Here is a 26,438-nt window from a genome sequence, read left to right as displayed (position 1 = left end):
TTGCCTGGAGAATGGCATGTGCTCAGCAATTACCTACACGCCAATGACGAAAGTCATGCTGTCCGGCTCGCTTGCGAAGAAGTTTTTTCGAAGCAAGCAATTCCTGCTCGACGGCGGATCGGCCGTGGAGGTGTTCCGTGCGCTCAATGCGACCATCGACGGTTTCGCTGAGGAAATTAAACGACTGGAACGCCTTGGACTGAAGTTTGCGATCTTCAGGAATCGCGCAAACATTGGGATGGATGGATTCGATCTCGGCGGTACGCGCGAAATTCGCATCGTTCCGGTGATTGCCGGGAGCAAGCGCGCCGGTGGACTGCAGACCATCATCGGCACGGTGATGATTGCCGCAGCCTACGTACTGTCATTCACTCCGTTTGCAGCCGCATCGCCGTTTTTGTATGCGGCCGGCGCGTCGATGGCCATCGGAGGTGTCATCCAAATGCTCAGTCCGCAGGCCTCGGGCTTGAAGCAAAGTGCCTCGCCCGAAAACTCCCCGTCCTATGCCTTCGGCAGCGCCAAGAACACCACGGCCAGCGGCAACCCGGTACCGATCTGCATCGGAGAGCGCCGGTGGGGTGGGATGATCATCTCGGCCTCGATCCTGGCTGAAGATAAGGCGTAAGCAGACAGCAGCAGAGCAATTACCCATAAGTCTCTTTTTAAAGCCTAAGCGCGACACCGCACAAGCTTCTGCTGCCTAGCCAAAAAATCAATCCTCGATCAGGAACTCGTCATATTCGCCTGCTGCGAGGGCGTCTTCATCGTACTCGTAGCCGAGTGCTTCTATTTTCTTGCGCTTTTTGTACAGGCCTAGCTCCTGACGAGCATGGCTCACGGCTTGCTCCTTTATAAAGTCCTCCCATCCACTGAAAACTGGATACTCGTTAAAAACCAACAGGGCATCCAGTTTTTTGTGCAGGGATTCCATCGTCATTTCTTTTTTGGCTAGAGCTGAACTCTCAGCGAAGAGCATAAATTGTTCAGATAACAAATGAAGGCGGTACAGCTCTTCATTGCTCAGATAATTTTTCCCTGTCTTTGCCTCTTCCAAAGTTGGAACGTCGCCCCTGACTGATTGCATGCCCATGTTGTCGGCTATATGGCTGGCTCGGTCCAGTATCAATTTGGAGCTGGTCATTCCAGTGATGGCGTGGTGAAACTTATCTTGCAGTAATGCGTAAAAATTTCTGACTTGCTTTGAGTTTGCGTCGTAGTCGGATGAGCATATTTTGAAGCACTCACGAACCTTGGCATAGATCTGCTTCTCCTCGTTCCGAAGAGCGCGGACGGCGGCCGCTAACTTGTTTAGCTTTTCGGGAGACTCACGCAGAGCCTTCTCGTTGATTACGTAGCCTTGCTCGATATAGGTTCTAAGCGTTTGGGTTGCCCATTGGCGAAATTTCACTGCTTGTTTGGCGTTGACGCGATATCCAATGGAGATGATCGCATCAAGGTTGTAGTGCTTTATTGTCCTCTGTACGTGCCGTGCGCCTTCCAATCGAACTACCGAGAAATCCTCGGTAGTTGCCGATTCGACAAGTTCGCCATCAGAAAAAATATTTTTGGCGTGTATCCCGACGTTGTCAGCGGTAGTGCCAAATAGATCCGCAACGTTCTGGGCGGTCGCCCAAATCGACTGATCATCCTGAGCAAACCTGAGCGCCACGTGAAGCGCATCGTCAGTAAACATTACCGAGTTACCTGGCTCGCTTGCGTCAACTTCTCTTGACATCGTGTGCTCCTGAATTGATGGGATTACCTGCCAGTGTGCCAGCAAACTATTACCTCTTGCCCGCTCAGTGCGGGCTTTTTTATGCCTGGAGGAACGCATGGGCGCAGCAGCACAGATCGATATCAGTGGCGAGAAGGGCGGCAGCAGCAAGCCCAAGTCGCCGACCGAAGCCAGCGACAGCCTGCGCTCGACCAACTTAGCCAAGCTGCTGATCGCCGTGGGCGAGGGGGAGTTCGATAGCGTCCCGACCGATTACGACATCTACCTGGACAACACGCCGATTCGCGATGCCAGCGGCAACTACAACTTCCCGAACGTGAAGTGGGACTGGCGCCCGGGCCCGGTGGATCAGACTTACATCCCGGGCATTCCATCCGTCGAGAACGAGACGTCACTGAACATCGAGTTGCGCAGCGATTCGCCATGGGTGCGCTCGATCACCAACACCCAGCTTTCAGCCGTGCGCATGCGTTTGGCTTGGCCAGCGCTGCAACGGTCCGATGACCAAGGCAACGTCGGCGGCTACCGCATCGAATACGCAATCGACGTGGCCACCGATGGCGGCGCCTATCAGCAGGTGCTGGTGGATGCGGTCGACGGCAAAACCACCACGCGCTACGAGCGCTCGCGTCGCATCGATCTACCGGACGCCACCACCGGCTGGCAGATCCGCGTGCGCCGCCTGACGCCGAACCAGAACACCAACAAGATCGCCGACACCATGCTGGTGGCCGGTTACACCGAAGTGATTGACGCCAAGCTGCGCTATCCGAACACCGCGCTGCTTTACATCGAGTTCGACGCCGAGCAGTTCACCAACATCCCGGCGGTGACCGTGAAGTGCAAGGCGCGGCGCTGGATGGTGCCGAGCAACTACGACCCGATTCTGCGCACCTACACCGGGACGTGGGACGGTTCGATGAAGTCGGCCTGGACCAATAACCCGGCGTGGATCACCTACGGCATCTGCACTGAAGACCGCTTCGGCTTGGGCAAGCGCATCAAGCCGTTCATGGTCGACAAGTGGGAGCTGTACCGCATCGCCCAATATTGCGATCAGCTGGTGCCGAACGGCCTCGGCGGACAGGAGCCACGGTTTCTATGCGACATGAACCTGCAGGGCAAAGCCGACGCCTGGTCGCTACTGCGCGATATCTCGGCGATCTATCGGGGCATGACGTACTGGGCGCAAGGTCAGCTTGTGATGCAGGCGGACATGCCGCGCGCGCAGGACTTCGACTACGTCTTCACCCGGGCCAACGTGATCGACGGCAAGTTCTCCTATGGCAGCGCCTCGGCGAAGACCCGTTACACCCGGGCACTGGTGAGCTACGACAACCCGGCGAACAACTACGATACCGACGTCATTCCGTTCGCTGACCTGGATCTCCAGCGCCGCTATGGCGACCGGCCGACCGAACTGAGCGCGATTGGCTGCACCCGAGCATCCGAGGCCCAGCGCCGTGGCAAGTGGGCGATCCTCAGCAACAACCAAGACCGCACCGTGTCGTTCAAGACCGGCATGGAAGGTGTGATTCCGCTGCCGGGTCACATCATCCCGGTGGCGGACTCTTTGCTGGCGGGCCGCGAAGTCGGCGGCCGGATCTCGGCGGTGGCGGGGCGGGTGGTCACGCTCGATCGCGATACCCAGGCCAAGGCCGGTGATCGGTTGATCATCAACCTGCCGGGTGGCCGTGCCGAAGGTCGCACCGTGCAAAGCGTCAACGGCCGCGCCGTGACCGTCACGGTTGCCTACAGCGAGCCACCAGTGGTGCAGTTGCAGTGGGCACTCGATGCCGATGATCTGGCTATTCCGCTGTACCGCGTCCTGCGCACCAAACGCACCACCGAAGGTGACTACGAAATCAGCGCGCTGCAGTTCGAGCCGAGCAAGTTCGCCTTCATCGACACCGGCGCACGCCTAGAAGAACGTCCGATCAGCGTGATCCCGATCACCGTCGTCCCGGCGCCGGCGAGCGTTTCGCTGTCGTCGACTTCATCGGTCGTGCAGGGATTGGCCGTGGCCACCATGACGATCAGCTGGCCCGCCGTGGATGGCGCGGTCGGCTATGACGTGGAATGGCGCAAAGACAGCGGCAACTGGATCAAGCTGCAGCGCACCGGTATGACCAACGTGGACGTGGTCGGCATCTATGCCGGTGCCTACGTTGCCCGGGTTCGCGCGGTGAGCGCCTTCGACATCACGTCGCCGTGGCGCAACTCGATACTGACCAACCTCAGCGGGAAGCAGGGCTTGCCGCCGGCTCTGGCGTTCCTGACTGCTACGCCGCTGTTGTTCGGCATCTATCTCAAGTGGGGCTTCCCTGCTGGCGCAGAGGACAGCCAGCGCACGGAGATCTGGTACGGGCCTACTACCGAACTGGATGCCGCGACCAAGCTGACAGACCTGGCCTATCCGCAGAGTGATTTCTCCATGCTCGGCCTGCGCGCCGGTGTGACCTTCTATTTCTGGGGGCGCATCGTCGACAAGATCGGCAACATCGGGCCTTGGTATCCGATCGGCCTTGGCGTACAGGGGCAATCGAGTTCTGACGCCGCTGCCATTCTGGAAATGATCGCCGGACAAATCACCGAGACGGAACTCGGCGAGGATCTACTGGCAGAAATCGAGAAGATCCCAGGCTTGCAGGCGCAGATCGATGCACTTGACGGCCTGAAAGGCTACGACCCGGAAGCCACCTACGAAGAGTACGACCTGGTGGTGCAAGGCAAGCGGATCTATCAGGCTACTGGCCCGGTACCAGTAGAAACTCCGCCGCCGAACTCGCTCTACTGGCTCGACGTTGGGCAGACCGTTGAGACTGCGAACGGACTTGCCCAGCAGGTGGCTACCAACACTGCCGAGATTACCGAACTCGACGGTGTGGTCACCGCGCAAGCAACGGCATTTCAGGCGTTGCGGGCGTCTTTCCGTGATGATGATGGCGAGGGTGAGCTGGCGGATGCGTTGAAGGGGTGGAGCAGTACTGCATCCATTGCAACCGAAGAACGGGTGAGGGCATCGGAGAACCTGGCCAGCGCACAAAAGCTCACTACCCTTGATTCCAAGGTCGACGAGAACGAAGCAAATGTGACAGAGCTTCGCCAGACGGTTGCAACCGATAAGGAAGCCACAGCACAGGCGATCACCCAGGTAAACGTCAAGGTCGGCGAGAATACTGCTGCCATTCAGGAAACCTCAACGGCGTACGCAGATACCAGCGGAAAGCTCTCGACGATGTGGTCGGTGAAGATGCAAGTCACAGCGAATGGGCAGTACGTTGCGGCAGGCATTGGTCTGGGCATCGAGAACACCGGGGCCGGGCTGCAGGGCCAGTTCCTGGTCAGTGCCGACCGGTTCGCCATCGTTAACACCATCGCCGGCGGGGCCATCTCGGTTCCGTTTGCCGTGCAAGGCGGGCAGGTGTTCATGAACTCGGCGTTTATCCAAGACGGGACGATCACCAACGCAAAAATCGGTAGCTACATCAGCTCCACCAACTACATCGCCGGCCAGCAAGGCTGGATCCTGAACAAAGACGGCACGCTCGAAATCAACGGCATCGTTCCAGGACAGGGGCGTCTGGTGATCAACTCACTGAACGTCTCGGTCTACGACGCCAACAATGTGTTGCGCGTTCGTCTCGGCTATCTGGGGTAATCAATGGCGCTATTTGGACTGCGTGTCTTTAACGAGAGCGGTCAGCTCGCTATGGACACCAACAGCTTCACCTATCAAGTGATCTGGCAGGGTGTCATCGATTTCAGTGGGTCCGTTCCTAGCTACACGCTGAACATTCCGGGTTTCAACCCGGCCAACTGCGTGTTCATGATCATCCCGACGAGGGCGCAGGACGTTCAACCGTCAGAAACCGACGGATCAGGGAACAGCAAATCTTATCCGTACGTGACGGTATCAGTGGGGCAGGTTGTCGTTAGGTTCAGAAATCCATCGGCTACAGGTTCGACGATCGGAACAAGGGTTGTCGCGAAGGGTTACGCAATCAGGTACGCAACATGAGTTACGGTTTTCAGAGCATAAATGACAACGCCTTCGTGCAAATCGACTCGGAGGCTCCACGGCTTTGTATGCTGACGCGGGGATCGTACTCAGGGACGGCCAATGCCACGGCAACATTTTCTCGCGCAGTAATGAGCCAAGATCCGCCGCTTGTTTTCATTCGACCTGATCAAACGGGAGTAATTCAGGTTCCGTATTCGGTCTGGTTCACCGGAGGGCCTGGCAACTGGACGGGGTTTTCGATGAACGCCTCAAAGGTCAATGAGTCGTTGAGCGGTCAGTATTTCGTTGCGGCATGGGCGTCGATGGGCACCGCCTCGTACGGTCTTCGCTTATGGGATCAAAACGGTTCGCTTTGCTATGACAGCGGTGCGCCGGCGGTCATCGTGACATTCGCGGCGGGAGACTGGACGTATATAGGTACGGAGCAACTGAGCGTTGGTCGCCGATATATCTGGGGCATCAACAAAGCGCTTGGAGCAGGGGAGTACGTATCTATAAACCCTTTCACCATGGCCTGTCATAACGATGGTACCGGCGGTAGTTGCGCGATCGGCGTCGATTACGCCAACGGCCGAATCATGATGTACAGCCTCGCTTTCACTGCATGGACCAATCAGGGCCACCGCCCGTTTCTCTGCGCCAAATTGCTGGCCTGATCCTCTTACTTATTTGGAGATACTCGATGCCCTGGTACAAGTCCGGGACGGTTTCTGTCGTCCAAAATTCCAACGCAGTAATCGGTACCGGCACTGCATTCATTGCCAATAGCCGGGTCGGCGATGCCTTTCGTGGCCCTGATGGTGGTTGGTACGAGGTGACCAACATCGCCAGCGATACCGCGCTGTCGATCTCCCCAAACTATCAAGGCGTCACCGCCGCGTCCGGGGCCTATGCGCTGGCGCCGATGCAGGGCTACGTCAAAGACTCAGCTGATGCTTTGCGTGCGCTGGTCAATCAGTTCGGTGGCGTCTTGGCGGTTTTGGGCGAGACCGCAACTCAGGAGGGGGTGCGCGCGTCTCTCAACTTGACGAACACAGATGGCCTCCCGGAGGGGGCAACCAACAAGTACATGACTGCGTCGGGTGTTCGCAGTACAACGCTCACCGGCCTTGATTTGACGGTGAAGACGCCGGTTGTCGCGACCGATACCGTGTTGGCAGCTCTCGGCAAGTTGCAGGCTGCCAAGGCTGATACCTCAAGCCTGAACACGGTGATCGATACCGCGCTGATTTCTGGCTTGGTCCCGTCTCGACCATCGCCAACGTCGCTTACATTCTCCACAGGTACGGCATACATCCCCGGTCTTGGCCGGAGAGTGACGGTCTCTACGGAAATCACTCTGAGCTCGTTGGCGCTGCCTTCATCAGTTTGGCATTACGCCTATCTGTACGAAAACGCTGGAGCAGCAGCGATTGAATTGGTCACGACCGCTCCAGCAGCCCCATACACGGGCACCGCTCGGACGAAATCCGGCGATACCTCACGGCGATTCATTGGTGTATTCCGCTCAAACACCAATGGCGGCGTCCTCGGCTTTGCGATGGGCAGTGATGGGATACTAAATTGTCGGGACAACCTTATCGCGGCACCGTACCGTGTTCTTTCAAACGGAGCGGCAACCGCTCAGACCATTGTTGTTACCTCGGCAATTGTGCCAATCAACGTGACAAAGACTGTTCGGCTTAACCTCAATAACAACGGCACCCCTGTAGCCAACCTTGCTCCCGGCAACTTCAACGTAACCATGATCGGGGTAGAGCCAGGTGGAAAGGTGTCATGTGACACGACGCTGGATGAGTCAGGAAACCTTTGGTACTTCAATTCTGGATCAGGCGGTTCGCTTTCAATTGATATTTCCGGTTACGGGATGGATAGATGATGCCTTACGCAATCACAAGCTACGGCTGGCGCGCGGTTGGCGACGACTTCACCGATGCAGATCTGGCAGAAGGTGAAAGCCTTGTTCAGGAGATTCCGCAATCGTTGATTGATGCGATCGCCGCCCAGGATTTATTGCGAGAAACGACGGCCGATCTCAATGCGCGGACCCGCCTTGCGACTGCCCAGGTCACTGCCCTGCAGGGTCGAGTCGATGCGATCAACGATGCCATCGACGGCGATTACGCTTTGCCGGAGGAGGTTGAAGAAAAACCGCACCGAGTGGCAATGCTGGCCGAGTGGAAAAAGTACCGAGTGTTTCTCGGCCGCGTGACCGGCCAGCCGATCTGGCCGACGGCGCCGACTTGGCCAGAACAGCCGGCGCTCTATAACGATGAGACAACGGTCGCCCGCGCTTAGATCAAGCTGTTTTAGGTAGTTACCCCGAAGATCCCGCCAACAGGCGGGTATTTTTTTGCCTGGAGAAAAGTTATGCCTGTAACCGAGAAAGAACGCGACATCCTTGCCCGCACCCTGTGGGGTGAAGCTCGCGGCGAAGGTACGGCCGGCCAGATCGCCGTGGCTTGGACTATCCGCAACCGTGTGTTCGATGGCAAGACCAATTCGTGGTGGGGCGAGGGCTACGCCGGTGTGTGCCAGAAGCCATACCAGTTCAGCTGCTGGAACAAGACCGACCCAAACTATCAGTTCCTGATCGGCGTGAAGCAGATACCGTTCCGCGAGCTGGCGCAATGTCGGATCGCTGCTGACCAGGTGACCGATGGCAAGGTCCCGGATCCCACCGGCGGCGCCACGCACTATTACGCCACCAGCATCAAGGCCCCGGCCTGGGCGGCGAAGGCAAAGCAGACGCTCAAGTTGGGCGGGCACGTCTTCTTCAAGGATGTCCCGTGATGGTCGTTCCGTGGAAAGCGGTTGGCGCGATGGCCCTGGTGCTGATCGGCGGCGCCGGCGCGTGGCAGTTTCAGGACTGGCGCTACGGAAAGCAGTTGGCCGAACAGGCGCGACTGCACGCCGAAACCCTCAATCAACTGACCCAGGCAGCGGCCACCGCGCAGCAGGCTGAGCAGGACAAGCGCATGGCCCTCGAACAGCGGCTGGCGACCAGTGAGCAAACCCATTACAGGAAATTGAGCGATGCCCAACGTGACCAGGATCGCCTGCGCGATCGCCTTGCCACTGCTGATGTGCGGCTGTCAGTCCTCGTCGACGCAGCCGACGCTGCCAAAGGCTGCGACGTGCCAGCCACCTCCGGCGCCGGCGGCGTGGATCATGCAGCCGTACGCGCCCGACTTGACCCGGCGCATGCTCAACGAATTATCGCCATCACCGACGAGGGCGACCGGGGATTGATTGCGCTTCAGGCATGCCAGGCATACGTGAATAATCTGCGGCAGTGATGGCGCCGCGCCATTCTTGCGAGGTCGCAAGCCGTGAACCATCATTTAGACTCGGACGGGATGAATGGTGAACATGGACAAGCAACTGGCGGGCTACTCAATTCTGATGACGATTATTTGGGTTTCAGTCGTTCTTTCCATCATGTATTGGATGTCGTAGTGAAGGTAATGGGTGGTTGAATTGGAAGGCGTGGTGCTGAGCGAGAAGATGCAGAGAGAAGCGGATCGGCTGCTGGCTCAGATTGTCCGGGCAGATTCGATGATTATCGCTGTGAAGGCGGGAGCGCGGGCCGATGGCTTCGTGCTTGGACTGGAAACCGGCGGCGCTTTGCGCACCGGTGATGCTGAACGGCTGTACATCACTTTTGAAGCAGCGCTGGTGGAGCGCCTGAAGACTTTGGCCCGGAGCTGATCATCCGACCGGTTTGATCAGCTCCGGGCCCTGGTTGCGGACATTCCCGACCGCTCGGTCGACCTTGAACCACTCGAAAACCTCTGTCGGCTCGCCCTGGTGCAGCACCAACTGTTCGGCGCGCTCTTTCGGTGTAGCCGGGTCCAGCCATTCCCGTGCAAGCTCCGGAGAAAGTACCACCGGCCGACGGTCATGGATGTCGACCATCCCACCGGCACTGTCGGCAGTGATAATCACGAAGCCGTCGTGCTCACCGGGGTCATGTTCTTCATTCGGGTATTGGCCGATGGCGGCGCACAGTATCGGCGACTGATCCCGATGTCTGATCAGGTAGGGCTGCTTCTTTGGCCCACCTTCGTCGACCCACTCGAACCAGTTGTTGATCGCGATGATTGCGCGATGTGGCCAGATTGCGCGAAAGAACGGGCCGTGGGCGACTTTCTCAACTCGTGCATTGATCGGCGCCGCGCGATCCTTGGCCCAGTGCGGGCGCCATCCCCAACGGACCATATCGGCATGCAGGAACTGGCCTTCCTGGTGAAAGAGAGCGAGCTGCGCAGTCGGCGCGGCGTTGTACCGTTCGAAGGGCTGTTCCCCGGTCGAATTGATCAGGGCGTTCGGCATGCTGAGCGCCTCCACGAAGTCGTGAATGCCGCTGTATTGGGAAAGTCGTCCGCACATTGCCAAGCCCTCGCATGATCTATCAGCGTAGACCCGACGGCGCGGGCTTCGTTACAAAACCTTTTCCGGCGCAGTTCGGACAGTCCTCCCGGGCATCAAAGCGATCGAGGCAGGCGGGGCACATGCAGAAGACCGCCGACTCAATGTGAGGCCGCACCTTTTCAAAGGTGCGCAGATCTCGTTCTTCATGCGCGACTTGCGCTGCATCTATAAGCGCCCGGTAAGCATCAGCATCGGAAATTGGTCGGTGCGTTACGCCAGCGATCATTCGTTCGGTCTCTACCAATTGATATCGGCACCCATTCATTTCCAACACAAGGCCTGAAATCCGTCCAATCTTCGGAGAAAGACCCAAGGTCAGCCGCACACCGTCCGCGCCAGAGTAGACCTTGCCGTCATAAGCGAAGGAAGCGCCGCGTGGTTCATCACTTTCGAAGTTGAAGATTGACCGGCTGATAGTGCCCAGCAGACTCCCGTTTTCGATCTGAACTACGTCATAGGTCGAGGCGCCGCGGTAGTGCCCGGACGAGTTCTGCAGCTCCTCGACGGCATGCCAGTACGCTGCGTCTGCCATTTCGTTCATGTCGAACCGTTCAAGCTGGTCGATCAGCCCCTCATCGCGGAGCGTAGCTGCCATCTCGTGAAGGGTTTCCCGATGCCCCTCTGGGTTTTGCATACGGAAGTCCTGATCGTCGAGAGTCGCGCGCCATCGCTGGAGCCGTAGGGTTTTGGCCTGGTCGAAATTCATGCTGCGGGATTCGCTGTACAAATGCTGTATGCATGTACAGTAATCGAGTCGAGGCAGGTGGGCGAGGGGGAGGCGACGAGCTGTCAGTCGGGCGTCATTAAAACTGCCAAGGTCATCTTGATGAACTCTTCATTTTTGTCGATTGCCCAGAGGGCGCCGCGGACGTTCTCGGCGACGTCGGCCGATCCGCGCTGCTCGACCCAATTCGACAGCTCCATGATGGCCGCCTCGAGGGCGAGTTGGTTTTCGTTGATCTTGAAAAGCAGGGAAGGCAGTAGGTCTGAGTTTGGCATTTTGGTTTCCTCCTTGGACGAAACCAGAGTAGCAGGGGGACTCATTGTCGGCAGGACGCCGGAGGAGGGCAGACAGCTGGATCATGCAGAATCGGCATACCGCGAGCCTGCAGTAGCCGATAAAACGAGAGACTTTAAACGGATTTCAGAGCCTTTTTCCGGTCCGCAATCATTTCAAGGTATGCGGAAACATTGGGCTGCATGACAGGCTTTCGAGCTTGATTGCGGACCGGAAAACCTATCGCAAGGCGCGGCCTGATTGATTTCCACTCGGGACTTAAAATCCCCCGCTCGTAAGGGCGTGCCGGTTCGATTCCGGCTTCGGGCACCATCTTAAATCAAGGGTTTGCGGGCGAAAGCTGATGCAAGCCCTTGTTTGTTTCTGGTCCACAATCATTTGGTTGGCATTGCTGTTTGCCCTTGCAATCCCTGATGTATGGCTCGGTCATTATCACGGTCGTACATTCAAGTTGATTCCCCGCCTGCAAAATCTCACGCTTGACTCTGCCTTGTCTGTACCTGCCTAGGCGCGCAAATCTTGCCTCTGAAACTCAGCCTTAAGCCATCCGTTCCGCTGGTTGCCGTTGGGCGCGGAGGGGAGTGCATTCAGGTGGTGTGCCAGCGGTTTGATACGAGGCGGTTGTCATAGCTCGCAGTTTCATCCCAATCTCTCGATTGCCCAGCGGCTAATATCTGCAAGCTGCATGGCGTTACGAAAAGATGCCCGGACGTAGTCGGGCTTTTAGGGAAGAGTTCAGCGCGAATCCGCTTCTTTCGGAGAACGAGACGAAGTTTTTTCACTTCGTCTCCGAAGCCAGCTAAAGAACGCGTGTACCGGATGCAGGAAGGCCACAAGCACGCCGATGAGCATGATGATGAAGATGGACACAAGCGGGATGCTTTCGTGCGAGAACATGGTGGGTTACTCCTGTAGTTACTATGTCGGAACCCGCAGCCTAGACGCATCGAACCATGTTATCGATGAACGTATATTCATCCTTCAGCGCCTCGGTTGTGCTACAGCCAGGCTCACCAGTCAGGCGGTATCTGGAGATCAGCGAGCAACCAAAAGACCCTCCCGAGTTGGCTGGGTTATTTGAAATTTGGTTCGTAAAACATTCGCTGTATCGCCGAGCAACCGCCAGACAAAACCATTTGCTCAATGCTGAACCCGCTTGTGAAGTGCCTGTTCGGGTATTAGCCCCTGGGAACCCGGCGCGTTTAAGGCATCAAGACAGAGTCGACAACGTGGATCACGCCGTTTGACTGCATCACGTCTGCGATGCTGATACTTACCTTACCGCCTTTGGCGTCCACCACCCATAGCTTGCCTTCGTACAGCTTGATACTCAGCGACTCACCTTGAACGGTTTTCAGCATAACGGTGCCGCCGTTCTTTTTGGCCTCGGCCATTATTTGTGTGGATGTGTGAGTGCCGGGCACAACATGGTAGGTCAGGATTTTGGTCAGATCGGCTTTGTGTTCAGGCTTTACCAGCGTGTCGACGGTGCCTGCCGGAAGCTTCGCAAACGCTTCGTTTGTCGGAGCGAAGACGGTGAATGGACCTTTGCTGTTGAGCGTATCAACCAGCCCGGCAGCCTTGACCGCCGCTACAAGTGTCGTGTGATCCTTCGAGTTGACTGCGTTCTCAACGATGGTTTTAGTGGGGTACATCGCTGCGCCTCCGACCATCACCGAGTCGGCGGCAAAGCTGAGCGTTGCAGTTACACAGAGAATGGCGAAGCAGGCTGCTGCAGCAATTTTTTTGTAAAAGGCATGCATGATGTATCTCCTTGGCTCTTGTGCCCTCCGAGTGAGGGTATTGGATCTACGAGCCAGCGATCAAAATGGATGCATCGGTTGTTGAAATGATTTTGTGAGTGCTGCCCGTGTCAGGCTTTTGCCACTAGTGCTAGTGGCTGCTCATAAAGGCGTACCGGTTCGGCCACCCTGAATAGCAAAGGCCTGCATGAGTTTCCTCATGCAGGCCTTTTTTGTGCCTTGCTTACACGCACTGCTAGACGAATGCTTGCCCGCTAAAGCCGCGAGGCAAGCGCTGAAGACCGGCCATTGCAGTCAGGCGCTCGATCCACTCTGCGCGCCAGTTGGTTGCACCGTGGGAGGTTTTGGCCTGACGGGCCATGCGGCGGGTGGCGTTGCGCTGATCCTTTCGCGCCTGTTTGTAGGCATCGGTATTGCGGCAACTGCGGCACTTCACGCGATTGAGTTCGCGGCTTGCCGACAGTTGTTTGCCTTTATGGCCGCAGGCCAGATGCCCGTCGACGTTGAAATGGATAACCATAACTGTCTCCTTTGCGACATGTATAAGTTATGACAACTCACGCACGGCAACCGTTCGCCATTTGGGCGCTGGCCAAAAAAACACCCACATGCGGGCGGGAGAGGGCGTTACTTTGCAAAGGAGTGATTTCACTGTCGTCGCGCAGATGCAGTCGTCACGTGAAAAACTGGAAAAATAGACATTACGGGCAGACACAAGCGCGGTGACTCCTGTGTCACCGCTAATGAGCAAATTCCTGACACCCTGGCCGGGTCGATGTCATCTGAACCGAGGCAGTGGCCGATCAACAGGCTTTAGCGCCGACAGCGTGTTGCGAATCAGCGGAGCATCCTTCTCGATGTCGTTCAGCCGGTCTCGGATGCGCAGGGCGGTGGGGTGTCCACCTTGGTGATCGACCCAGTCGGCGATCTCTTTGCAAGCGGCGGCGAGGCGCGCTTGTCGAGCGTCGAGCAGGGTGAGGAGGGTGGTGATGGACTCTTTTTCGGACATGGAACACCTCCGTTCTATGAAACCTGAGCTGCAGCAAAAAGCCCGCGTGTTGCGAGCCTTCTGCCGTGGGGCGCTGCTCCTTCAGCTGGTTTCAGTATAGACCCGCTTCTGATCGGCATCAGCCTGAAGACTGGCGGGCCGCTGATGGGGAACTCGCTGCGTTGAGGCGTCTGCATTCACGTCCTGCTTCACCCTCCGTGTCGTAGCCATCGCCGATGAAACCGCCAGTACGTGTGTCGCAGATGCGAAACCAGCTAGTGGCTTTCGCAGGATCATGCTGGCTGTCTTCGGCACGTCGGCCGTAAATAATGATCTTGTTGCAACGCTTCACGACGAAAATGTCTTCCATGGCGTCACCGCAGCTGATTCGTGTCAGATCAACTATAGAAGCCCTCGGCAATCGTGCAAAAAATAGGCAGGTCAGCTCGTCGGTTGCCAGCGCCAGCCTTCGGGGTGCCAGGTCAAACAATGGCTTGGGTTTAACGCCTGTAAAAACGCTTGATCGTGGGAAACCGCGACAATCGCTCCGGGAAATGCCTGCAAGGCGTGTTCGAAAGCGTGCACCGACGCCAGGTCGAGATGATTGGTCGGCTCATCCAGCAGCAGTAATTGTGCGGGGGTCTGGCGCCACAACGCCAGCGCAAGGGCTGCTTTCAAGCGTTCGCCGCCACTGAGTGAGGCGCACGGGCGGTTAACGCGTTGTGCGTCGAGTTGCAGATGAGCGAGAAAGCTGCGCAACTCACCTTCGCTCAAAAGTGTTTGCTGTGCCTGCAACTGATCGACAATCGATGTGTGCTCATCCAGCAGCTTCAGTTGTTGGTCGAGAAAGGCAAAAGGTACGTGCGTGATGCACTCGCCACTTACCGGCGCCCATTCACCTGCCAGCAATTTCAACAGCGTCGATTTGCCACAACCGTTGTGACCGCTGACAGCGATGCGCATCGGCCCTTGAATGGCGAGGTCAAGGCGGGTGGTGGGCGCATCTGCCGGTAACCATGGCAAGCACGCGTCGATCAGCGTGCACACCCGCCGATTGCTCGGCACCACGCTGCCCGGCAGATTGATCAGCACGCCGTCGGCGGGCAGGACGTTTTCGTACGCCTCGCGAACACGCTGATCCAGATCGGCCTTGCGTGCCTGGTGGCCGACTTTTACCTGCCCCATGATGTCCCGCGCAGCGGCTTCCAACGCTGCCCGCTCGAAGCCCGAAACGTTGGCACTTTGTGCGTGGCGACGGCTGCCGGCCGCGTGGCGCTGGATCGTGTCGTGCTCGCGTTGCAGCCGCGTACGTTCGTGCTGACGTTCGATACGGGCCTGATCGAGCTGTGCCTGCGCCGCCTGTTGATGGATCCTGCGTTGCTCGGTGAAATCCGAAAACCTTCCGCTGAAAACTGTTACTCCCAACGCCGTGAGTTCGACAATTCGCTGCATCTGCTCCAGAAGCTGGCGGTCGTGACTGACGAGAATCAGGCCACCACGCCAGCGCTCAAGCAGGCTCATCAGCCATTGCCGACCGGCGCTGTCGAGGTGATTGGTGGGCTCGTCGAGCACCAGCAATGGCGCCTGACTCAGCAGTGCGCCGATCAAAGCGATTCTGGCTTGCTGGCCACCGCTGAGGTGCTCGGTCAGATCCGACCCGGTGAGGTCGGTCAGCCCGGCCCCATCAAGCATCTGGCGCAAGCGCTCGGCCAGATCCCAGCGTTCATCGATGAGGTCGAAGTCGTGCGCAGTGGCAGCACCGCATCTTAGTCGCTCCAGTGCGCTGAGCGCCGGGGCCGTCCCCGTTACATCGGCGACGGTTTGCCCGGGTGTGGCGATGAACGTTTGTGCGACGTAATGCACGCAAACCGAGCGTGCCACGCTGCCGGTGCCGGGTTGTAACTGCCCGGCAATCAAACGTGCAAGCACGCTTTTGCCAACACCATTGCGCCCGACGATCGCAGTCGGTTGATGATCGAAAGTCAGGTTCAGGTCTTCGAACAGTGTTGCGCCATTGGCGAACTGAAAGCCCAGTTGATTCAGGGAAACGAGTGCGGGTGTACGCGAGACGTGAGTCATCGGCACCTCCAAAAAATGTCGTGAAAACTGACAAGCGCCGAGAACGGCGTGTCGCGATTACATTTTTAGAAGGCTGGATTGTTCACTGCTGCGGTCGTCCGAAGGAGGAGAGGTCGCTAGCCTAGATGACGCTCCCTTGCGGATCAAGATGCATCGGTCATCTCGCTCATTCGCTCGAGAAACATCGCCAGTGCCACTTCCTCCGCACGCAGGCCTTTGCGCACGCGCGGGCGAGGCAGTTCAGCGAGGGCGCCGAGCATGAATTTCTCCACCACGGCGGGGTGAATGTAGCATTTTCGGCACACCGCCGGGGTGTTGCCCAACTGCTTGGCGACGCCTTTGACCATCTCCACCACATGCCGCTTGGCCTCGGTCTCGGACTCCCATTGCAACTCGCGCAACACCGCCAGCGCCAAGGCACTGCCGGCCCAGGTGCGGTAATCCTTGGCGGTGAAATCGGCGCCGGTCAGGGTTTGCAGGTAGGCGTTGACGTCGGAAGAACTGACGGTGTGTCGCTCACCGTTTTCATCCAGATACTGAAACAGGTTCTGGCCGGGAATCTCCAGGCAACGCTTGATGATGCGCGCCAGACGCCGATCCTTGACGGTGATCTGGTGTTCGATGCCGCTTTTGCCGCGAAACTGGAACAGGATCGCGCTGCCGTTGACTTCGACATGTCGGCTGCGCAGGGTGGTCAGGCCGTAGGAACGGTTGTCGCGGGCGTATTGCGTATTGCCGACCCGGATCAATGTGGCGTCGAGCAGGGTGATCACCGTCGCCATGACCTTGTCACGACTGAAGCCGGGCGCGGCCAATAGCGCCTCCAGTTGCTTGCGCAGTTTCGGCAACGCGAGACCGAACTCACGCAGGCGCGAATACTTGTCGGCATCGCGCACTTCGCGCCAGCGCGCGTGATAGCGATATTGCTTGCGGCCACGGGCATCACGGCCGGTGGCTTGCAGATGACCGCGCGGATCCGGACAGATCCACACATCGGTATAGGCGGGTGGTACGGCAAGGGCATTGATGCGTTTGATTTCATCCGGATCACTGATGCGCTGGCCGGACGGCTCGAAATAGCTGAACTTGCCACGCAGCTTTTTGCGGGTGATACCGGGCTGGGTGTCGTCGACGTAATGCAGGTCGGATGGCAGGTCGGCAGTCAGCACGGTGTCGGGCATGGCAGTTTCCTTTGATGGCGCGGCGGTCTGTAAAACGATTGACCGCACGCCGTTGCCGTGGTGCCGAATGATTTAAGCGAGGACTGCGACCGCTTTGATCTGCGCCCATAAATGCTGGCCCGGATGCACGCCCAACTGGTCCCGGGAATAACGTGTAATACGCGCGAGCAGCGGAGTGCCGCCAGCATCAAGGCGAATCAACACGTGGGCGGCGTTGTCCGCCGATTGTTCGCTGACCACCGTCACCGGCAGTCGATTGAGGATGCTGCTGAATTCGCTGTTCTGCAGGCTCAGGCTGATATCCCGCGCGTGTACTTTGCAGCGCAGGGCCTGACCCGGTTCCATCGGCGCGTGCGTCACACGGATGCTCATCTCGGTGGCCGGCAATTGCAGGCTCAGCAGTTGATATTGCGCATCGTAGGCGCTGACCTGCCCTTCAATGATCACCCCGGCGTCATCGCCCATCGCCATCGGCAGGTCAAGACGTGCGAGGGTTTCGCCAATCGGGCCGCTGGCCAGCGCTTTGCCTTCGCTGAGCAAGACCAGATGATCGGCCAGTCGCGCCACTTCATCCTGGGCATGACTGACGTACAACAGCGCAACGTCCAGTTCGTCGTGCAGACGTTGCAGGTACGGCAGGATTTCACTTTTGCGCTGGCTATCGAGAGCGGCCAGCGGCTCGTCCATCAGCAGCAGTTTCGGGCTGGTCAGCAGGGCGCGGGCGATGCCGACACGCTGGCGTTCGCCTCCCGACAAATGCTGCGGATGACGCTCGAGCAAATGCTCGATGCCCAAGAGTTCGGTGGCCTGCGCCATGTCGACCCGACGCTGGGACTTGGCGATGCGCTTGAGGCCGAACTGCAAATTGGCCAGCACCGACAGATGCGGAAACAGGCTGGCTTCCTGAAATACATAGCCGAGCGCGCGTTTGTGTGGCGGGACGAAAATGCCGTTATCGCTGTCCTGCCAGACTTCATCGTTGATCTGGATGAAGCCATGTTCAGCGCGCTCAAGCCCGGCAATGCAACGCAGACAGGTGGTTTTACCCGAGCCGGAATGCCCATAAAGCGCAGTCACGCCACGGCCCGGCAAGTGCAGGTCGACATCGAGGCTGAAGTCCGTATAGACCCGTTTCAAACGCACATCGATCATCGATCAGCTCCAGCCTGCACGGGGCTTGCGGCTGGAATACAGCGCCAGCAACACCAGAAACGAAAACACCAGCATCGCCCCGGCCAGCCAGTGAGCCTGCGCGTATTCCATCGCTTCGACGTGATCATAAATTTGTACGGAAACCACGCGGGTCTTGTCGGGAATGTTGCCGCCGATCATCAGCACCACGCCGAACTCACCGACGGTATGCGCGAAACCGAGTATCGCTGCGGTGATAAAACCGGGGCGCGCCAACGGCACAATCACGCTGAAAAACGTGTCCCACGGATTGGCGCGCAAGGTCGCGGCCACTTCCAGGGGCGGGTGCCGATCGCTGAGAACGCGTTCTGCAACGGTTGCACCACGAACGGCATGGAATAGATCACCGAACCGATCACCAGCCCGGTGAAGCTGAACGTCAAAGTGCCCAGGCCCAGCCATTGGGTGAATTGGCCGAGAAAGCCGTGCGGACCCATCATCAGCAACAGATAGAAACCGATTACGGTCGGAGGCAGTACGAGGGGCAGGGCGACGATCGCTCCGATCGGGCCGCGTAGCCATGAATCGGTGCGCGACAGCCACAGGGCGATCGGCGTGCCGACCACCAGCAGGATCGCGGTGGTCAGGGACGCCAGTTTCAGGGTCAGCCAGATCGCCGCGAAATCGGCGCTCGTCAGTGACATTTTAGAGCTGGTAACCGTAGGACTTGATCACCGCAGCGGCTTTCGGGCCTTTGAGGTATTCAACCAAGGCTTTGGCGGCGGCATTGTCTTTGCCTTTGTTCAGAATGACCGCATCCTGTTTGATCGGGTCGTGCATGCTCGCAGGGACGATCCATGCCGAACCGCTGCTGACTTTGCCGTCCTTGTAGATCTGCGACAGGGCGACAAAGCCCAACTCAGCGTTGCCGGTCGAGACAAACTGATAAGCCTGAGTGATGTTCTGGCCTTCAACGATCTTGGCTTTGGTGGCGTCGGTCAATTTCAGTTTTTCCAGCACTTGCGTGGCGGCCAGGCCGTATGGCGCAGCTTTCGGATTGGCGATGGACAGGTGCTGGTATTCGTTCTTTTTCAGCACTTCGCCTTTCGCATCGACATAACCTTCTTTCGCCGACCACAACGCCAGCGTGCCGATCGCGTAGGTGAAACGCGAACCTTTGACGGTCTCGCCTTCTTTTTCGAGTTTTTCCGGGTTGGTGTCGTCAGCGGAGAGGAACACTTCGAACGGCGCGCCGTTCTTGATCTGAGTGTAGAACTGGCCAGTGGCGCCATAAGCTGCGACCAGTTTGTGCCCGGTGTCTTTTTCGAAATCGGCGGCGATGGCCTGGATCGGCGCGGTGAAGTTGGCTGCCACGGCCACCTGCACTTCATCAGCCTGAACTGTGCCGACGGCGAAGACGGCGAGCAAAGAGGCCAGGCAACCAGGGGCAAGACGTGAGGCACGAATGGTCATGTAACAGCTCCGTTATTGACGAGTGCAGCGGGCAGCTATTGTTTGAAGTGGGCTGCGCCGATGCGAGGGTGAATTCGCTATATAGCGAAATATATAGCGAAATGCCGCCAAACAGGAAGTGTTGGTTAAAACCAGCGTGAGGATGTTTGAATCTTCACGCTGTGCAGCTTCAGCGGCGAGCGAGTTTTGCCAGTGCGCCTTCGGCCAATTGTCGAGTCAGTTCAGCGCTACCGAGGTCTTTGCCCAAGGTGAATGCCTGACCGGCCCAGAGGTTGGCAAACTCTGCTTCGTTGATCGCTCGCAGCGGCATCAGCGCACCCCCGGCCAAGGGAAATGCAGGTGCCTGGGGCGAAATCGGGCCCAGTTCACGCATGATACGATTGAGAATGCCCCGTGCCGGCCGCCCGGTAAAAATATTGGTGATTGCCGTTTCGCTTTCCTTGGCGGTGCGCAGCGCCTTGTGGTGAGCGGCGCTGACTTTTGCTTCCGGCGTGAACAGATAGGCGGTGCCGACCTGTACTGCTGAGGCCCCCAACATAAATGCCGCCGCCATGCCGCGCGCATCAGCAATTGCCCCGGCGGCAATCACCGGTACGCTCACCGCATCGACCACCTGAGGCACCAGGGCAAACGTGCCGACCTGACTGCTCAGATCATCACTGAGAAACATGCCGCGATGGCCGCCGGCCTCGTAGCCCATCGCGATAATCGCGTCGCAGCCGTTCTGTTCCAGCCAGATCGCTTCATCGACCGTCGTGGCCGAAGAGAGAATTTTCGCCCCGGTTGCCTTGACCCGCTCGAGCAAGGATTTCTCTGGCAGACCGAAATGGAAGCTCACCGCTTCAGGTCGAAACTCTTCCAGCACTTCACAGGCTGCGGCATCGAACGGCGCGCGGTTGGACACCGGCGTCGGTGCAGCGAAATCGGCGCCCAGTTCACGGTAATACGGTTCCAGCAAATGCTTCCAGTCACGTGCACGTTGCTCATCGGCTGCCGGTGGCTGATGGCAGAAGAAGTTCACGTTGAAGGGCTTGTCGGTGTGCTGGCGGATGGTTTTCAGCTCTTCGCGCAATTGCTCGATGCTCAGCATCGCCGCCGGCATCGAACCCAGGCCACCGGCGTTGCACACGGCGATGACCATGGACGAATTCGTCGCACCGGCCATCGGGCCCTGGATGATCGGCAATTCAATGCCGAGCAGATCAAGAAGACGGGTGTCTGGCCATTGGCTCATGAGGGCGGTTCTCCAAACGGTGTAGCGGGCAGGGGGCAAAACCGGTTTTTAGCAGCAAAACCGGATTCGGGGCCAGTTGGAAATTCAGAACAACCCGTGCAGTTTTTCAGCGTCGATGACATCCGCCGTTCTTTGGCCTCCAGAAGCGTGATGAAAATTGCTGGTACGCCGGTGGTCGCGGCAATGGCGAACTCTTTAAGAATTTCGGCGAAACCACGACCGTAGAAAAAGCATAGATGCGGGCCATGGAAATGCCCGGCGAATTCGCCGATTGGCGCAAAGTCGAATGTGGCAAGGTGTTGCGATGTGCTATTTCAAGGCACGACATTCTGAAAACAGTCCAGCGAGGCAGTCATGTTTAACGCCATTGTGATCGACAAAGACGACAGCGGTTATCGCGCCAACCTGCAACAGGTCAACGAGGAGCAATTGCCTGAAGGCGATGTCACCGTGGCTGTTGCGTACAGCACGCTGAACTTCAAGGATGGCTTGGCGATTACCGGCAGCAGTCCGGTGGTGCGCAAGTTTCCGATGGTGCCGGGGATCGATCTTGCGGGCACCGTGGAAGCCAGTTCACACCCCGACTATAAGGTGGGTGATCAGGTGCTGCTCAATGGCTGGGGTGTTGGCGAGAATCACTGGGGCGGTCTGGCGCAGAAGGCGCGACTCAATGGCGATTGGCTGATTCCATTGCCCAAGGCCTTTACGGCGGCGCAAGCGATGGCTGTCGGTACGGCCGGTTATACGGCGATGCTGTGCATTCTGGCGCTCGAGCGTAATGGCGTGACGCCAGAGCAGGGTGAGGTGCTGGTCACGGGGGCCAACGGCGGTGTCGGCAGTTTTGCCATCGCCCTGCTGAGCAAACTCGGCTACCGCGTCGTCGCGTCCACCGGACGGGTCTCCGAGCATGAATATCTGCAGCAGTTGGGCGCCGGCGAAATCATTGACCGTGCGATGTTGTCAGCGCCCGGCAAGCCACTGGCCAAAGAGCGTTGGGCGGCGGTGATCGATTCGGTTGGCAGTCACACCCTGGCCAATGCCTGCGCGAGCACCCGCTCCGAAGGCACCGTCGCCGCCTGTGGTCTGGCCCAAGGCATGGACTTCCCGGCGTCAGTGGCGCCGTTTATTTTGCGCGGTGTGACCCTCGCCGGCATCAACAGCGTGACCCAGCCCAAGGCCCGCCGGCTGCAAGCGTGGGAGCGTCTGGCCAAGGATCTGGATTTCTCGCTGCTGGCATTGATCAGCCACGAAATCGGCCTGAGTGAAGCCATCGAGGCGGCGCCAAAACTGCTCGCCGGGCAACTTCGCGGACGGGTTGTGGTGGACGTCAATCGCTGACAGGTTTTCAGGCTGCGTAGCATCCATTGACCGTTCACGCCGGCGTCTCGCGCTCAAGCAACTGACGCTTGCGCTCGACCCCCCAACGATAACCGGAAAGGTTGCCATCGCTGCGCACCACGCGGTGGCAAGGGATTGCCACCGCCAGGCGGTTGGCCCCGCACGCCTGAGCCACTGCGCGCATGGACGTCGGCGCGCCGATGCGCTGGGCAATCTCGGCATAGCTGGCGGTGCTGCCGAGCGGAATCTCCCGCAACGCTTGCCAGACACGTTCTTGAAACGCCGTCCCCCGTACGTCCAGTGGCAGATCCAGGCCAATGGCCGGCGCTTCGATAAAACCCACGACTTTGGCAATCAACTGTTCAAACCCGCTGTCTGCGCCAATCAGGTTGGCTTTGCGAAACTGATCCTGCAGGTCGCACACCAGTTGATGCGGGTCGTCACCCAGCAAAATCGCGCACACCCCACGCTCGCTTTGCGCCACCAGAATCGCGCCCAGCGAGCATTGGCCTACGGCAAAATGGATGTCGTTGTTTTGACCGGCAGCGCGGTAGTCGCCAGGTTTCATACCCAACAGTTGATTGGCCGATTCGTAGAAACGGCTGTTGGAGTTGAAGCCTGCGTCATATAGAGCATCCGTCACCGAATTGCCGTCCGCGAGACATTCACGCACTCTGCGCGAACGATGGGCGGCGGCGTAGGCTCTTGGCGTCAGGCCAGTGGCGGCTTTGAACACTCGATGAAAGTGAAACGGGCTCAAACCGGCCGTCTCTGCGAGCTCGTTCAGGGCGGGCGGATTTTCGGCTATCTCGATTTGTCGGCATGCCGTGGCGACGGTCGCGGCATGCTGCGCGGCGACATCACTTTGATCCTTGCTCGCACGTTTGCTCGGCCGATAACCCGCGGCTTCGGCCTGTTGGGCGGTGTCGAAAAACTCGACATTCTGCGGTTTCGGCAAGCGTGCCAGGCTGCTCGGGCGGCAGTAGATGCCCGTGGTTTTTACCGCATAGACAAACTGCCCGTCCGCCTGCGGATCCCGTGCAAGCACGGCGGCCCAGCGTGGATCATGTTCGGTATCAAGCGGGGTCGAAAGCGTTTTCATGATGAGTAATCCGTTGACCTGTTTGATTCAGGTTAACCTGCCTCGCCAGGCACAACACTCCGGGCCTTGCGGTCAAATTTTTCGGGTTTAGCGAGCCAGCCGAAACGTCAGATTGATCCGCTGTTGACCCAAGCGCGGATGCTGACCGTGCTTGATTGGCAACACGCCGTGGTAGCGCAATCGGTCGACGCCGCCCCAGACCACCATGTCACCGTGCAGCAGCGGAATTCGCCGGGTCTTGTCGCTGCGCGCAAAACCGCCGAACAGAAATATGGCAGGCAATCCGAGTGACAGGGAAACGATCGGCGCGGCGTAGTCCTTTTCATCTTTATCCTGATGCAATGACATTTTTGCGCCGGGGACATAGCGATTGATCAGGCAGGAATCTGCATTGAAGCCAGAGAAACCAGCTCGCTCGGCTGCCGAATGCGCCAGAGCAGCGAAGGATTTCGGCATCTGCGGCCAAGGCAGCCCGTTGAGCGGGTCGACACTCGAATAACGATAGCCGCTGCGATCAGTGATCCAGCCCCACTCACCGCAACTGCTGGTGCCGACCGACATGCTGAAACCGCCCGGTGTAACCATGTGGCGCAAGGGGGCCGCTGCGAGAACGGCGTCCAGTGCCGGCAGCAATTGATCGACAATCGGCAGGGCGAAGCCGCGCAATAGCCAGGATTGCTCGCCAACCTGTTCGGCTCGGGCTTGTTGTTCGGGTTCGTGGTCAGCGAACAGGTCGAGAGTTGTTGAGGACATGGCCATCAGGTTGCGTCGTGAAAGATGATGCCTAGGGTATGCCTTTTTCCACTGTGCAGGCGACTGACGCCGTGGCGCATGGTCACCCGGTAGTCGCCGCGCACGCCTTTGACGGGGCGCTGATTCACGGCAAAGATCAGCGCATCACCTTTCGTCAGATCGAGTACGTGCGGGCGAGATTGCATGCGCGGGCGCTGCTCGGTGAGAACGAACTCTCCGCCGCTGAAATCTTGCCCGGGTTCTGACAGAAGAATCGCCACTTGCAGCGGAAAAACCGATTCGCCGTACAGGTCCTGATGCAGGCAGTTGTAGTCCTGCGGGCCGTACTGCAACAGAAGAGGGGTAGGGCGTCGTTGACCGGCGGCATGGCAACGCTGAAGAAACTCGGCGTGGTTCGGAGGGAAACGTTCGGGCAGGTGCATGCGTTCGTACCAGCGATTGGCCAAGGGGACCAAGCGCGGATACAACGCGCAGCGAAGGCGTTCTACCGGTGTCGGCAGGGGATATCGAAAGTATTTGTACTCGCCGCGACCGAAACCGTGGCGGACCATGATGACCTGCGATCGAAACGGTTCGGTCTGTGGGTACAGCGCACTCAGGTGATCGCAGGTGTTGGTCAGCAGCAGCGAACGGATGATCGCGTAGCCGTCCTGATCCAGTTGTTGCGCAAGGCTTGCCCAGTCGAGCGAATCCAGACGCGAGGGTGACATCGACATGCTGACTCCTTGACGCTTGGTCGAAGAAAGTCAGTCTAGGCAAGACCTGGCGGCAGAACACTCCGCCGCTTGCGGTCAAATTCCTGTCGATGCTTACAGCGCTTTGCTGACGGCGATCTCGCTGATCACATCATCTTTGCCGTGGATCGCGTCAAGCGCAGCCTTGGCTTCTTCGGCAGTGCCGTTTTCCAGCTGCGCGAACTCGAAGCGGCGTTCACCGTTGAGTTTGTACTTGATGACGTATTTGGTTGTTTGGGCCACGGTCATGCTTTCCTTTCTGGTTGAGCGGTGTGTCTCAGCTGAGTTTGGTGCTGGAGCGACGGATGATCTTGATCGAGTGGGTCAGCGTCGGCTTGCGGGTTACGCTGATCGCACGGCGGTTGACCGTGTCTATGGTGATGTTCCAGAAACCGGTGCTCGGCGCGGTGATACGGGCCGGGAAGGTGTCGAAGGCGCCGCCGTGATAGGTGTGACGGCCGCCGTTCTTGAAGCTGCGGAAATTGGCGTCGTTCATCAGACGGATGTTGCACATTTGCGAGCATTGGATGACGACGATGTCGTCTTCGTTGAGGTGTTCGCGCTGGTGAATGAATTTCATGGGCGCCTCCAGAAGGGCTTTTTCTACAAAATCAAAACGATAGCTTGTAATTGCGCGCAGTTTATCAGCCCGCACGGGTTATTATCTGGCCGTCGGGCGTTGGTTTGACAATTTTGAACAGATATTCGCAATCGGATGCGGGTTAAATGCAGAAGGCCCCGGAGAAAAACGGCATTTGTGCTGTCGGACGGTCTTTAACGGAGGTTTTGTATGAAGTGGGGTGTGGTGTGTCTGCCGTTGATTCTGGCTGTGGGTGGTTGTGCGAGTGTTTCCGAAATCAATGAAACGCTGCCGACCATGAGCGTGATCTCCGGCAAGAAACCCCATGAATATGCCCAGTGTCTGGCCGATAAACTGGCAGACAGCCGCGGCGCGCTGCAAGTGCAGCCGCACAAGGACGGGGTTCGGGTCATCGTGCCGGGGAAACTTTCTACGGGTGCAGCCGCGGTGTTTGATATCGAAGATCGCTCCGGTGGCAGCAGCATCAAGTTGCATGAGCGCATGTCGAATGTGCCGGTTCGCCCGCGTGACGTGCAAAAGGCCGCCAATGCGTGTATTTCCGGCTGATAGACTGACAGTCATCAGCACCGATGCCGTCGCAGTCATGCTGTGACGGCATTTTCATTTCTGGAGTCGCGATGAAGCGAGAGCAAGTACGGGAGCGCCACGTAGAGGGCCTGATCTCTGCCACCCATGTTATCCAGAACCCGGCGAATCCGGGTGAGTGGATCGTGTTTTTCAAGAAGAGCGCCGGGCGCAGCTACTTTCTGGTCGACGATAACGACGAAGTCGAATCCTTCAACCGTCTCGACGATCTGATCGAAGTCGTTCGTGGACTCGGGATCAAGTTCGCCGAAATTCATATGTAAGG

Annotated in this window: 30 protein-coding genes, 1 tRNA gene and 1 pseudogene; 12 read left to right on the top strand and 20 right to left on the bottom strand. The window is 58.2% G+C overall.

Annotated features, from left to right (window positions below; all coding sequences use genetic code 11):
* Window positions 1-16 precede the first annotated feature (16 nt).
* The gene (locus AB4O01_RS06835; protein WP_460091088.1) at window positions 17-625 is read left to right on the top strand and encodes a tail assembly protein; all 609 of its coding nucleotides are present in this window, start codon (window positions 17-19) and stop codon (window positions 623-625) included.
* A gap of 87 nt (window positions 626-712) precedes the next feature.
* Here AB4O01_RS06835 and rhuM read toward each other — a convergent pair whose 3' ends face one another.
* Window positions 713-1,735: a RhuM family protein gene (rhuM, locus tag AB4O01_RS06830; RefSeq protein ID WP_460091087.1), complete on the bottom strand. Its 1,023-nt coding sequence runs from the start codon at window positions 1,733-1,735 to the stop codon at window positions 713-715.
* A 97-nt stretch (window positions 1,736-1,832) separates the two neighbouring features.
* Between rhuM and AB4O01_RS06825 the strand changes: the two genes are divergently transcribed.
* From AB4O01_RS06825 to AB4O01_RS06795, 7 genes are all read left to right on the top strand, one after another.
* Window positions 1,833-5,396: a TipJ family phage tail tip protein gene (locus AB4O01_RS06825; protein WP_460091086.1), complete on the top strand. Its 3,564-nt coding sequence runs from the start codon at window positions 1,833-1,835 to the stop codon at window positions 5,394-5,396.
* A gap of 356 nt (window positions 5,397-5,752) precedes the next feature.
* A complete protein-coding gene (locus tag AB4O01_RS06820) occupies window positions 5,753-6,415 on the top strand; it encodes a hypothetical protein (RefSeq protein WP_446927628.1) in 663 nt (220 codons plus the stop codon).
* A 26-nt stretch (window positions 6,416-6,441) separates the two neighbouring features.
* Window positions 6,442-7,638, top strand: a complete 1,197-nt coding sequence (locus AB4O01_RS06815; protein WP_460091084.1) for a phage tail protein — start codon at window positions 6,442-6,444, stop codon at window positions 7,636-7,638.
* Complete coding sequence (locus tag AB4O01_RS06810; protein WP_460091083.1) at window positions 7,638-8,057, top strand: tail fiber assembly protein; 420 nt, start codon at window positions 7,638-7,640, stop codon at window positions 8,055-8,057. Before AB4O01_RS06815 ends, AB4O01_RS06810 begins: the two co-directional genes overlap by 1 nt.
* Before the next feature lie 72 nt (window positions 8,058-8,129).
* Window positions 8,130-8,552, top strand: a complete 423-nt coding sequence (locus tag AB4O01_RS06805; protein ID WP_460091082.1) for a cell wall hydrolase — start codon at window positions 8,130-8,132, stop codon at window positions 8,550-8,552.
* On the top strand, window positions 8,552-9,058 hold the full coding sequence (locus AB4O01_RS06800) for a lysis system i-spanin subunit Rz (protein ID WP_460091080.1): 507 nt from the start codon (window positions 8,552-8,554) through the stop codon (window positions 9,056-9,058). Before AB4O01_RS06805 ends, AB4O01_RS06800 begins: the two co-directional genes overlap by 1 nt.
* Before the next feature lie 181 nt (window positions 9,059-9,239).
* The gene (locus tag AB4O01_RS06795) at window positions 9,240-9,470 is read left to right on the top strand and encodes a hypothetical protein (RefSeq protein WP_460092229.1); all 231 of its coding nucleotides are present in this window, start codon (window positions 9,240-9,242) and stop codon (window positions 9,468-9,470) included.
* Here the strand turns inward: AB4O01_RS06795 and AB4O01_RS06790 are convergent, their stop codons facing one another.
* The 3 genes from AB4O01_RS06790 to AB4O01_RS06780 form a co-directional block, all read right to left on the bottom strand.
* Window positions 9,471-10,151 carry an SOS response-associated peptidase family protein gene (locus AB4O01_RS06790; protein ID WP_460091079.1) on the bottom strand — a complete coding sequence of 227 codons (681 nt, stop codon included), beginning with the start codon at window positions 10,149-10,151 and terminating at the stop codon, window positions 9,471-9,473.
* 22 nt (window positions 10,152-10,173) lie between these two features.
* Window positions 10,174-10,899, bottom strand: coding sequence for a hypothetical protein (locus AB4O01_RS06785; RefSeq protein WP_460091078.1), 726 nt, complete (start codon window positions 10,897-10,899; stop codon window positions 10,174-10,176).
* 83 nt (window positions 10,900-10,982) lie between these two features.
* The gene (locus tag AB4O01_RS06780) at window positions 10,983-11,192 is read right to left on the bottom strand and encodes a hypothetical protein (RefSeq protein ID WP_016774031.1); all 210 of its coding nucleotides are present in this window, start codon (window positions 11,190-11,192) and stop codon (window positions 10,983-10,985) included.
* A 253-nt stretch (window positions 11,193-11,445) separates the two neighbouring features.
* On the opposite strand from AB4O01_RS06780, the gene AB4O01_RS06775 reads away from it, so the two are divergent.
* A tRNA-OTHER gene (locus AB4O01_RS06775) sits at window positions 11,446-11,523 on the top strand.
* Window positions 11,524-11,946: 423 nt separating this feature from the next.
* On the opposite strand, the gene AB4O01_RS06770 is transcribed toward AB4O01_RS06775, so the two are convergent.
* The 11 genes and pseudogenes from AB4O01_RS06770 to AB4O01_RS06720 form a co-directional block, all read right to left on the bottom strand.
* Window positions 11,947-12,108, bottom strand: a complete 162-nt coding sequence (locus tag AB4O01_RS06770; protein ID WP_177413104.1) for a hypothetical protein — start codon at window positions 12,106-12,108, stop codon at window positions 11,947-11,949.
* Window positions 12,109-12,413: 305 nt separating this feature from the next.
* A complete protein-coding gene (locus tag AB4O01_RS06765; RefSeq protein WP_460091077.1) occupies window positions 12,414-12,974 on the bottom strand; it encodes a fasciclin domain-containing protein in 561 nt (186 codons plus the stop codon).
* A gap of 235 nt (window positions 12,975-13,209) precedes the next feature.
* Entirely contained in the window at window positions 13,210-13,494 is a 285-nt protein-coding gene (locus AB4O01_RS06760; RefSeq protein ID WP_093431037.1) for a hypothetical protein, read from the bottom strand.
* A 258-nt stretch (window positions 13,495-13,752) separates the two neighbouring features.
* Window positions 13,753-13,983 (bottom strand): hypothetical protein, encoded by a 231-nt coding sequence (locus AB4O01_RS06755; RefSeq protein ID WP_008082703.1) that lies wholly within the window; start codon window positions 13,981-13,983, stop codon window positions 13,753-13,755.
* A gap of 118 nt (window positions 13,984-14,101) precedes the next feature.
* On the bottom strand, window positions 14,102-14,332 hold the full coding sequence (locus AB4O01_RS06750) for a hypothetical protein (RefSeq protein ID WP_099759293.1): 231 nt from the start codon (window positions 14,330-14,332) through the stop codon (window positions 14,102-14,104).
* Window positions 14,333-14,403: 71 nt separating this feature from the next.
* Complete coding sequence (locus tag AB4O01_RS06745) at window positions 14,404-16,041, bottom strand: ABC-F family ATP-binding cassette domain-containing protein (protein ID WP_460091076.1); 1,638 nt, start codon at window positions 16,039-16,041, stop codon at window positions 14,404-14,406.
* Between the two features lie 143 nt (window positions 16,042-16,184).
* Window positions 16,185-17,222 carry a DNA topoisomerase IB gene (locus AB4O01_RS06740; protein ID WP_093431046.1) on the bottom strand — a complete coding sequence of 346 codons (1,038 nt, stop codon included), beginning with the start codon at window positions 17,220-17,222 and terminating at the stop codon, window positions 16,185-16,187.
* A gap of 72 nt (window positions 17,223-17,294) precedes the next feature.
* Complete coding sequence (modC, locus tag AB4O01_RS06735; RefSeq protein WP_460091074.1) at window positions 17,295-18,374, bottom strand: molybdenum ABC transporter ATP-binding protein; 1,080 nt, start codon at window positions 18,372-18,374, stop codon at window positions 17,295-17,297.
* 3 nt (window positions 18,375-18,377) lie between these two features.
* Window positions 18,378-19,057: pseudogene (modB, locus tag AB4O01_RS06730) on the bottom strand (molybdate ABC transporter permease subunit).
* 1 nt (window position 19,058) lies between these two features.
* On the bottom strand, window positions 19,059-19,826 hold the full coding sequence (modA, locus tag AB4O01_RS06725) for a molybdate ABC transporter substrate-binding protein (RefSeq protein ID WP_460091073.1): 768 nt from the start codon (window positions 19,824-19,826) through the stop codon (window positions 19,059-19,061).
* A gap of 169 nt (window positions 19,827-19,995) precedes the next feature.
* Complete coding sequence (locus AB4O01_RS06720) at window positions 19,996-21,060, bottom strand: NAD(P)H-dependent flavin oxidoreductase (RefSeq protein ID WP_093431058.1); 1,065 nt, start codon at window positions 21,058-21,060, stop codon at window positions 19,996-19,998.
* A gap of 354 nt (window positions 21,061-21,414) precedes the next feature.
* On the opposite strand from AB4O01_RS06720, the gene acuI reads away from it, so the two are divergent.
* Window positions 21,415-22,398 carry an acrylyl-CoA reductase (NADPH) gene (gene acuI, locus AB4O01_RS06715; RefSeq protein ID WP_427119664.1) on the top strand — a complete coding sequence of 328 codons (984 nt, stop codon included), beginning with the start codon at window positions 21,415-21,417 and terminating at the stop codon, window positions 22,396-22,398.
* 34 nt (window positions 22,399-22,432) lie between these two features.
* On the opposite strand, the gene ada is transcribed toward acuI, so the two are convergent.
* From ada to AB4O01_RS06690, 5 genes are all read right to left on the bottom strand, one after another.
* A complete protein-coding gene (ada, locus tag AB4O01_RS06710; protein ID WP_460091072.1) occupies window positions 22,433-23,500 on the bottom strand; it encodes a bifunctional DNA-binding transcriptional regulator/O6-methylguanine-DNA methyltransferase Ada in 1,068 nt (355 codons plus the stop codon).
* Window positions 23,501-23,587: 87 nt separating this feature from the next.
* Window positions 23,588-24,253: a DNA oxidative demethylase AlkB gene (gene alkB / locus AB4O01_RS06705; RefSeq protein ID WP_460091071.1), complete on the bottom strand. Its 666-nt coding sequence runs from the start codon at window positions 24,251-24,253 to the stop codon at window positions 23,588-23,590.
* Between the two features lie 5 nt (window positions 24,254-24,258).
* The gene (locus AB4O01_RS06700) at window positions 24,259-24,969 is read right to left on the bottom strand and encodes a 2OG-Fe(II) oxygenase (RefSeq protein ID WP_460091070.1); all 711 of its coding nucleotides are present in this window, start codon (window positions 24,967-24,969) and stop codon (window positions 24,259-24,261) included.
* Between the two features lie 93 nt (window positions 24,970-25,062).
* Window positions 25,063-25,230, bottom strand: a complete 168-nt coding sequence (locus AB4O01_RS06695; RefSeq protein ID WP_177413103.1) for a hypothetical protein — start codon at window positions 25,228-25,230, stop codon at window positions 25,063-25,065.
* Window positions 25,231-25,264: 34 nt separating this feature from the next.
* On the bottom strand, window positions 25,265-25,567 hold the full coding sequence (locus AB4O01_RS06690) for a DUF1883 domain-containing protein (RefSeq protein WP_007912251.1): 303 nt from the start codon (window positions 25,565-25,567) through the stop codon (window positions 25,265-25,267).
* Window positions 25,568-25,777: 210 nt separating this feature from the next.
* Between AB4O01_RS06690 and AB4O01_RS06685 the strand changes: the two genes are divergently transcribed.
* Together AB4O01_RS06685 and AB4O01_RS06680 are read left to right on the top strand one after the other, a co-directional pair.
* Window positions 25,778-26,134, top strand: coding sequence for a hypothetical protein (locus AB4O01_RS06685; RefSeq protein WP_093431070.1), 357 nt, complete (start codon window positions 25,778-25,780; stop codon window positions 26,132-26,134).
* A 71-nt stretch (window positions 26,135-26,205) separates the two neighbouring features.
* Complete coding sequence (locus AB4O01_RS06680; RefSeq protein WP_008082673.1) at window positions 26,206-26,436, top strand: hypothetical protein; 231 nt, start codon at window positions 26,206-26,208, stop codon at window positions 26,434-26,436.
* Window positions 26,437-26,438: the final 2 nt, after the last annotated feature.

This window comes from Pseudomonas sp. S2_E02, assembly GCF_054668355.1.
This window is presented reverse-complemented; position numbering and strand designations above follow the sequence as displayed.

What these genes read in the sequence shown, in the direction of transcription:
- AB4O01_RS06745 (WP_460091076.1), bottom strand. Translation starts at nt 16,041, where the DNA reads ATGACTCACGTCTCGCGTACACCCGCACTCGTTTCCCTGAATCAACTG.
- AB4O01_RS06785 (WP_460091078.1), bottom strand. Translation starts at nt 10,899, where the DNA reads ATGAATTTCGACCAGGCCAAAACCCTACGGCTCCAGCGATGGCGCGCG.
- AB4O01_RS06755 (WP_008082703.1), bottom strand. Translation starts at nt 13,983, where the DNA reads ATGTCCGAAAAAGAGTCCATCACCACCCTCCTCACCCTGCTCGACGCT.
- alkB (WP_460091071.1), bottom strand. Translation starts at nt 24,253, where the DNA reads ATGTCCTCAACAACTCTCGACCTGTTCGCTGACCACGAACCCGAACAA.
- AB4O01_RS06740 (WP_093431046.1), bottom strand. Translation starts at nt 17,222, where the DNA reads ATGCCCGACACCGTGCTGACTGCCGACCTGCCATCCGACCTGCATTAC.
- AB4O01_RS06820 (WP_446927628.1), top strand. Translation starts at nt 5,753, where the DNA reads ATGAGTTACGGTTTTCAGAGCATAAATGACAACGCCTTCGTGCAAATC.
- AB4O01_RS06750 (WP_099759293.1), bottom strand. Translation starts at nt 14,332, where the DNA reads ATGGAAGACATTTTCGTCGTGAAGCGTTGCAACAAGATCATTATTTAC.
- modA (WP_460091073.1), bottom strand. Translation starts at nt 19,826, where the DNA reads ATGACCATTCGTGCCTCACGTCTTGCCCCTGGTTGCCTGGCCTCTTTG.
- AB4O01_RS06770 (WP_177413104.1), bottom strand. Translation starts at nt 12,108, where the DNA reads ATGTTCTCGCACGAAAGCATCCCGCTTGTGTCCATCTTCATCATCATG.
- AB4O01_RS06810 (WP_460091083.1), top strand. Translation starts at nt 7,638, where the DNA reads ATGCCTTACGCAATCACAAGCTACGGCTGGCGCGCGGTTGGCGACGAC.
- AB4O01_RS06780 (WP_016774031.1), bottom strand. Translation starts at nt 11,192, where the DNA reads ATGCCAAACTCAGACCTACTGCCTTCCCTGCTTTTCAAGATCAACGAA.
- AB4O01_RS06835 (WP_460091088.1), top strand. Translation starts at nt 17, where the DNA reads ATGTGCTCAGCAATTACCTACACGCCAATGACGAAAGTCATGCTGTCC.
- modC (WP_460091074.1), bottom strand. Translation starts at nt 18,374, where the DNA reads ATGATCGATGTGCGTTTGAAACGGGTCTATACGGACTTCAGCCTCGAT.
- AB4O01_RS06800 (WP_460091080.1), top strand. Translation starts at nt 8,552, where the DNA reads ATGGTCGTTCCGTGGAAAGCGGTTGGCGCGATGGCCCTGGTGCTGATC.
- AB4O01_RS06805 (WP_460091082.1), top strand. Translation starts at nt 8,130, where the DNA reads ATGCCTGTAACCGAGAAAGAACGCGACATCCTTGCCCGCACCCTGTGG.
- AB4O01_RS06685 (WP_093431070.1), top strand. Translation starts at nt 25,778, where the DNA reads ATGAAGTGGGGTGTGGTGTGTCTGCCGTTGATTCTGGCTGTGGGTGGT.
- acuI (WP_427119664.1), top strand. Translation starts at nt 21,415, where the DNA reads ATGTTTAACGCCATTGTGATCGACAAAGACGACAGCGGTTATCGCGCC.
- AB4O01_RS06680 (WP_008082673.1), top strand. Translation starts at nt 26,206, where the DNA reads ATGAAGCGAGAGCAAGTACGGGAGCGCCACGTAGAGGGCCTGATCTCT.
- AB4O01_RS06760 (WP_093431037.1), bottom strand. Translation starts at nt 13,494, where the DNA reads ATGGTTATCCATTTCAACGTCGACGGGCATCTGGCCTGCGGCCATAAA.
- AB4O01_RS06765 (WP_460091077.1), bottom strand. Translation starts at nt 12,974, where the DNA reads ATGCATGCCTTTTACAAAAAAATTGCTGCAGCAGCCTGCTTCGCCATT.
- AB4O01_RS06825 (WP_460091086.1), top strand. Translation starts at nt 1,833, where the DNA reads ATGGGCGCAGCAGCACAGATCGATATCAGTGGCGAGAAGGGCGGCAGC.
- ada (WP_460091072.1), bottom strand. Translation starts at nt 23,500, where the DNA reads ATGAAAACGCTTTCGACCCCGCTTGATACCGAACATGATCCACGCTGG.
- AB4O01_RS06720 (WP_093431058.1), bottom strand. Translation starts at nt 21,060, where the DNA reads ATGAGCCAATGGCCAGACACCCGTCTTCTTGATCTGCTCGGCATTGAA.
- AB4O01_RS06815 (WP_460091084.1), top strand. Translation starts at nt 6,442, where the DNA reads ATGCCCTGGTACAAGTCCGGGACGGTTTCTGTCGTCCAAAATTCCAAC.
- AB4O01_RS06690 (WP_007912251.1), bottom strand. Translation starts at nt 25,567, where the DNA reads ATGAAATTCATTCACCAGCGCGAACACCTCAACGAAGACGACATCGTC.
- rhuM (WP_460091087.1), bottom strand. Translation starts at nt 1,735, where the DNA reads ATGTCAAGAGAAGTTGACGCAAGCGAGCCAGGTAACTCGGTAATGTTT.
- AB4O01_RS06790 (WP_460091079.1), bottom strand. Translation starts at nt 10,151, where the DNA reads ATGTGCGGACGACTTTCCCAATACAGCGGCATTCACGACTTCGTGGAG.
- AB4O01_RS06700 (WP_460091070.1), bottom strand. Translation starts at nt 24,969, where the DNA reads ATGTCGATGTCACCCTCGCGTCTGGATTCGCTCGACTGGGCAAGCCTT.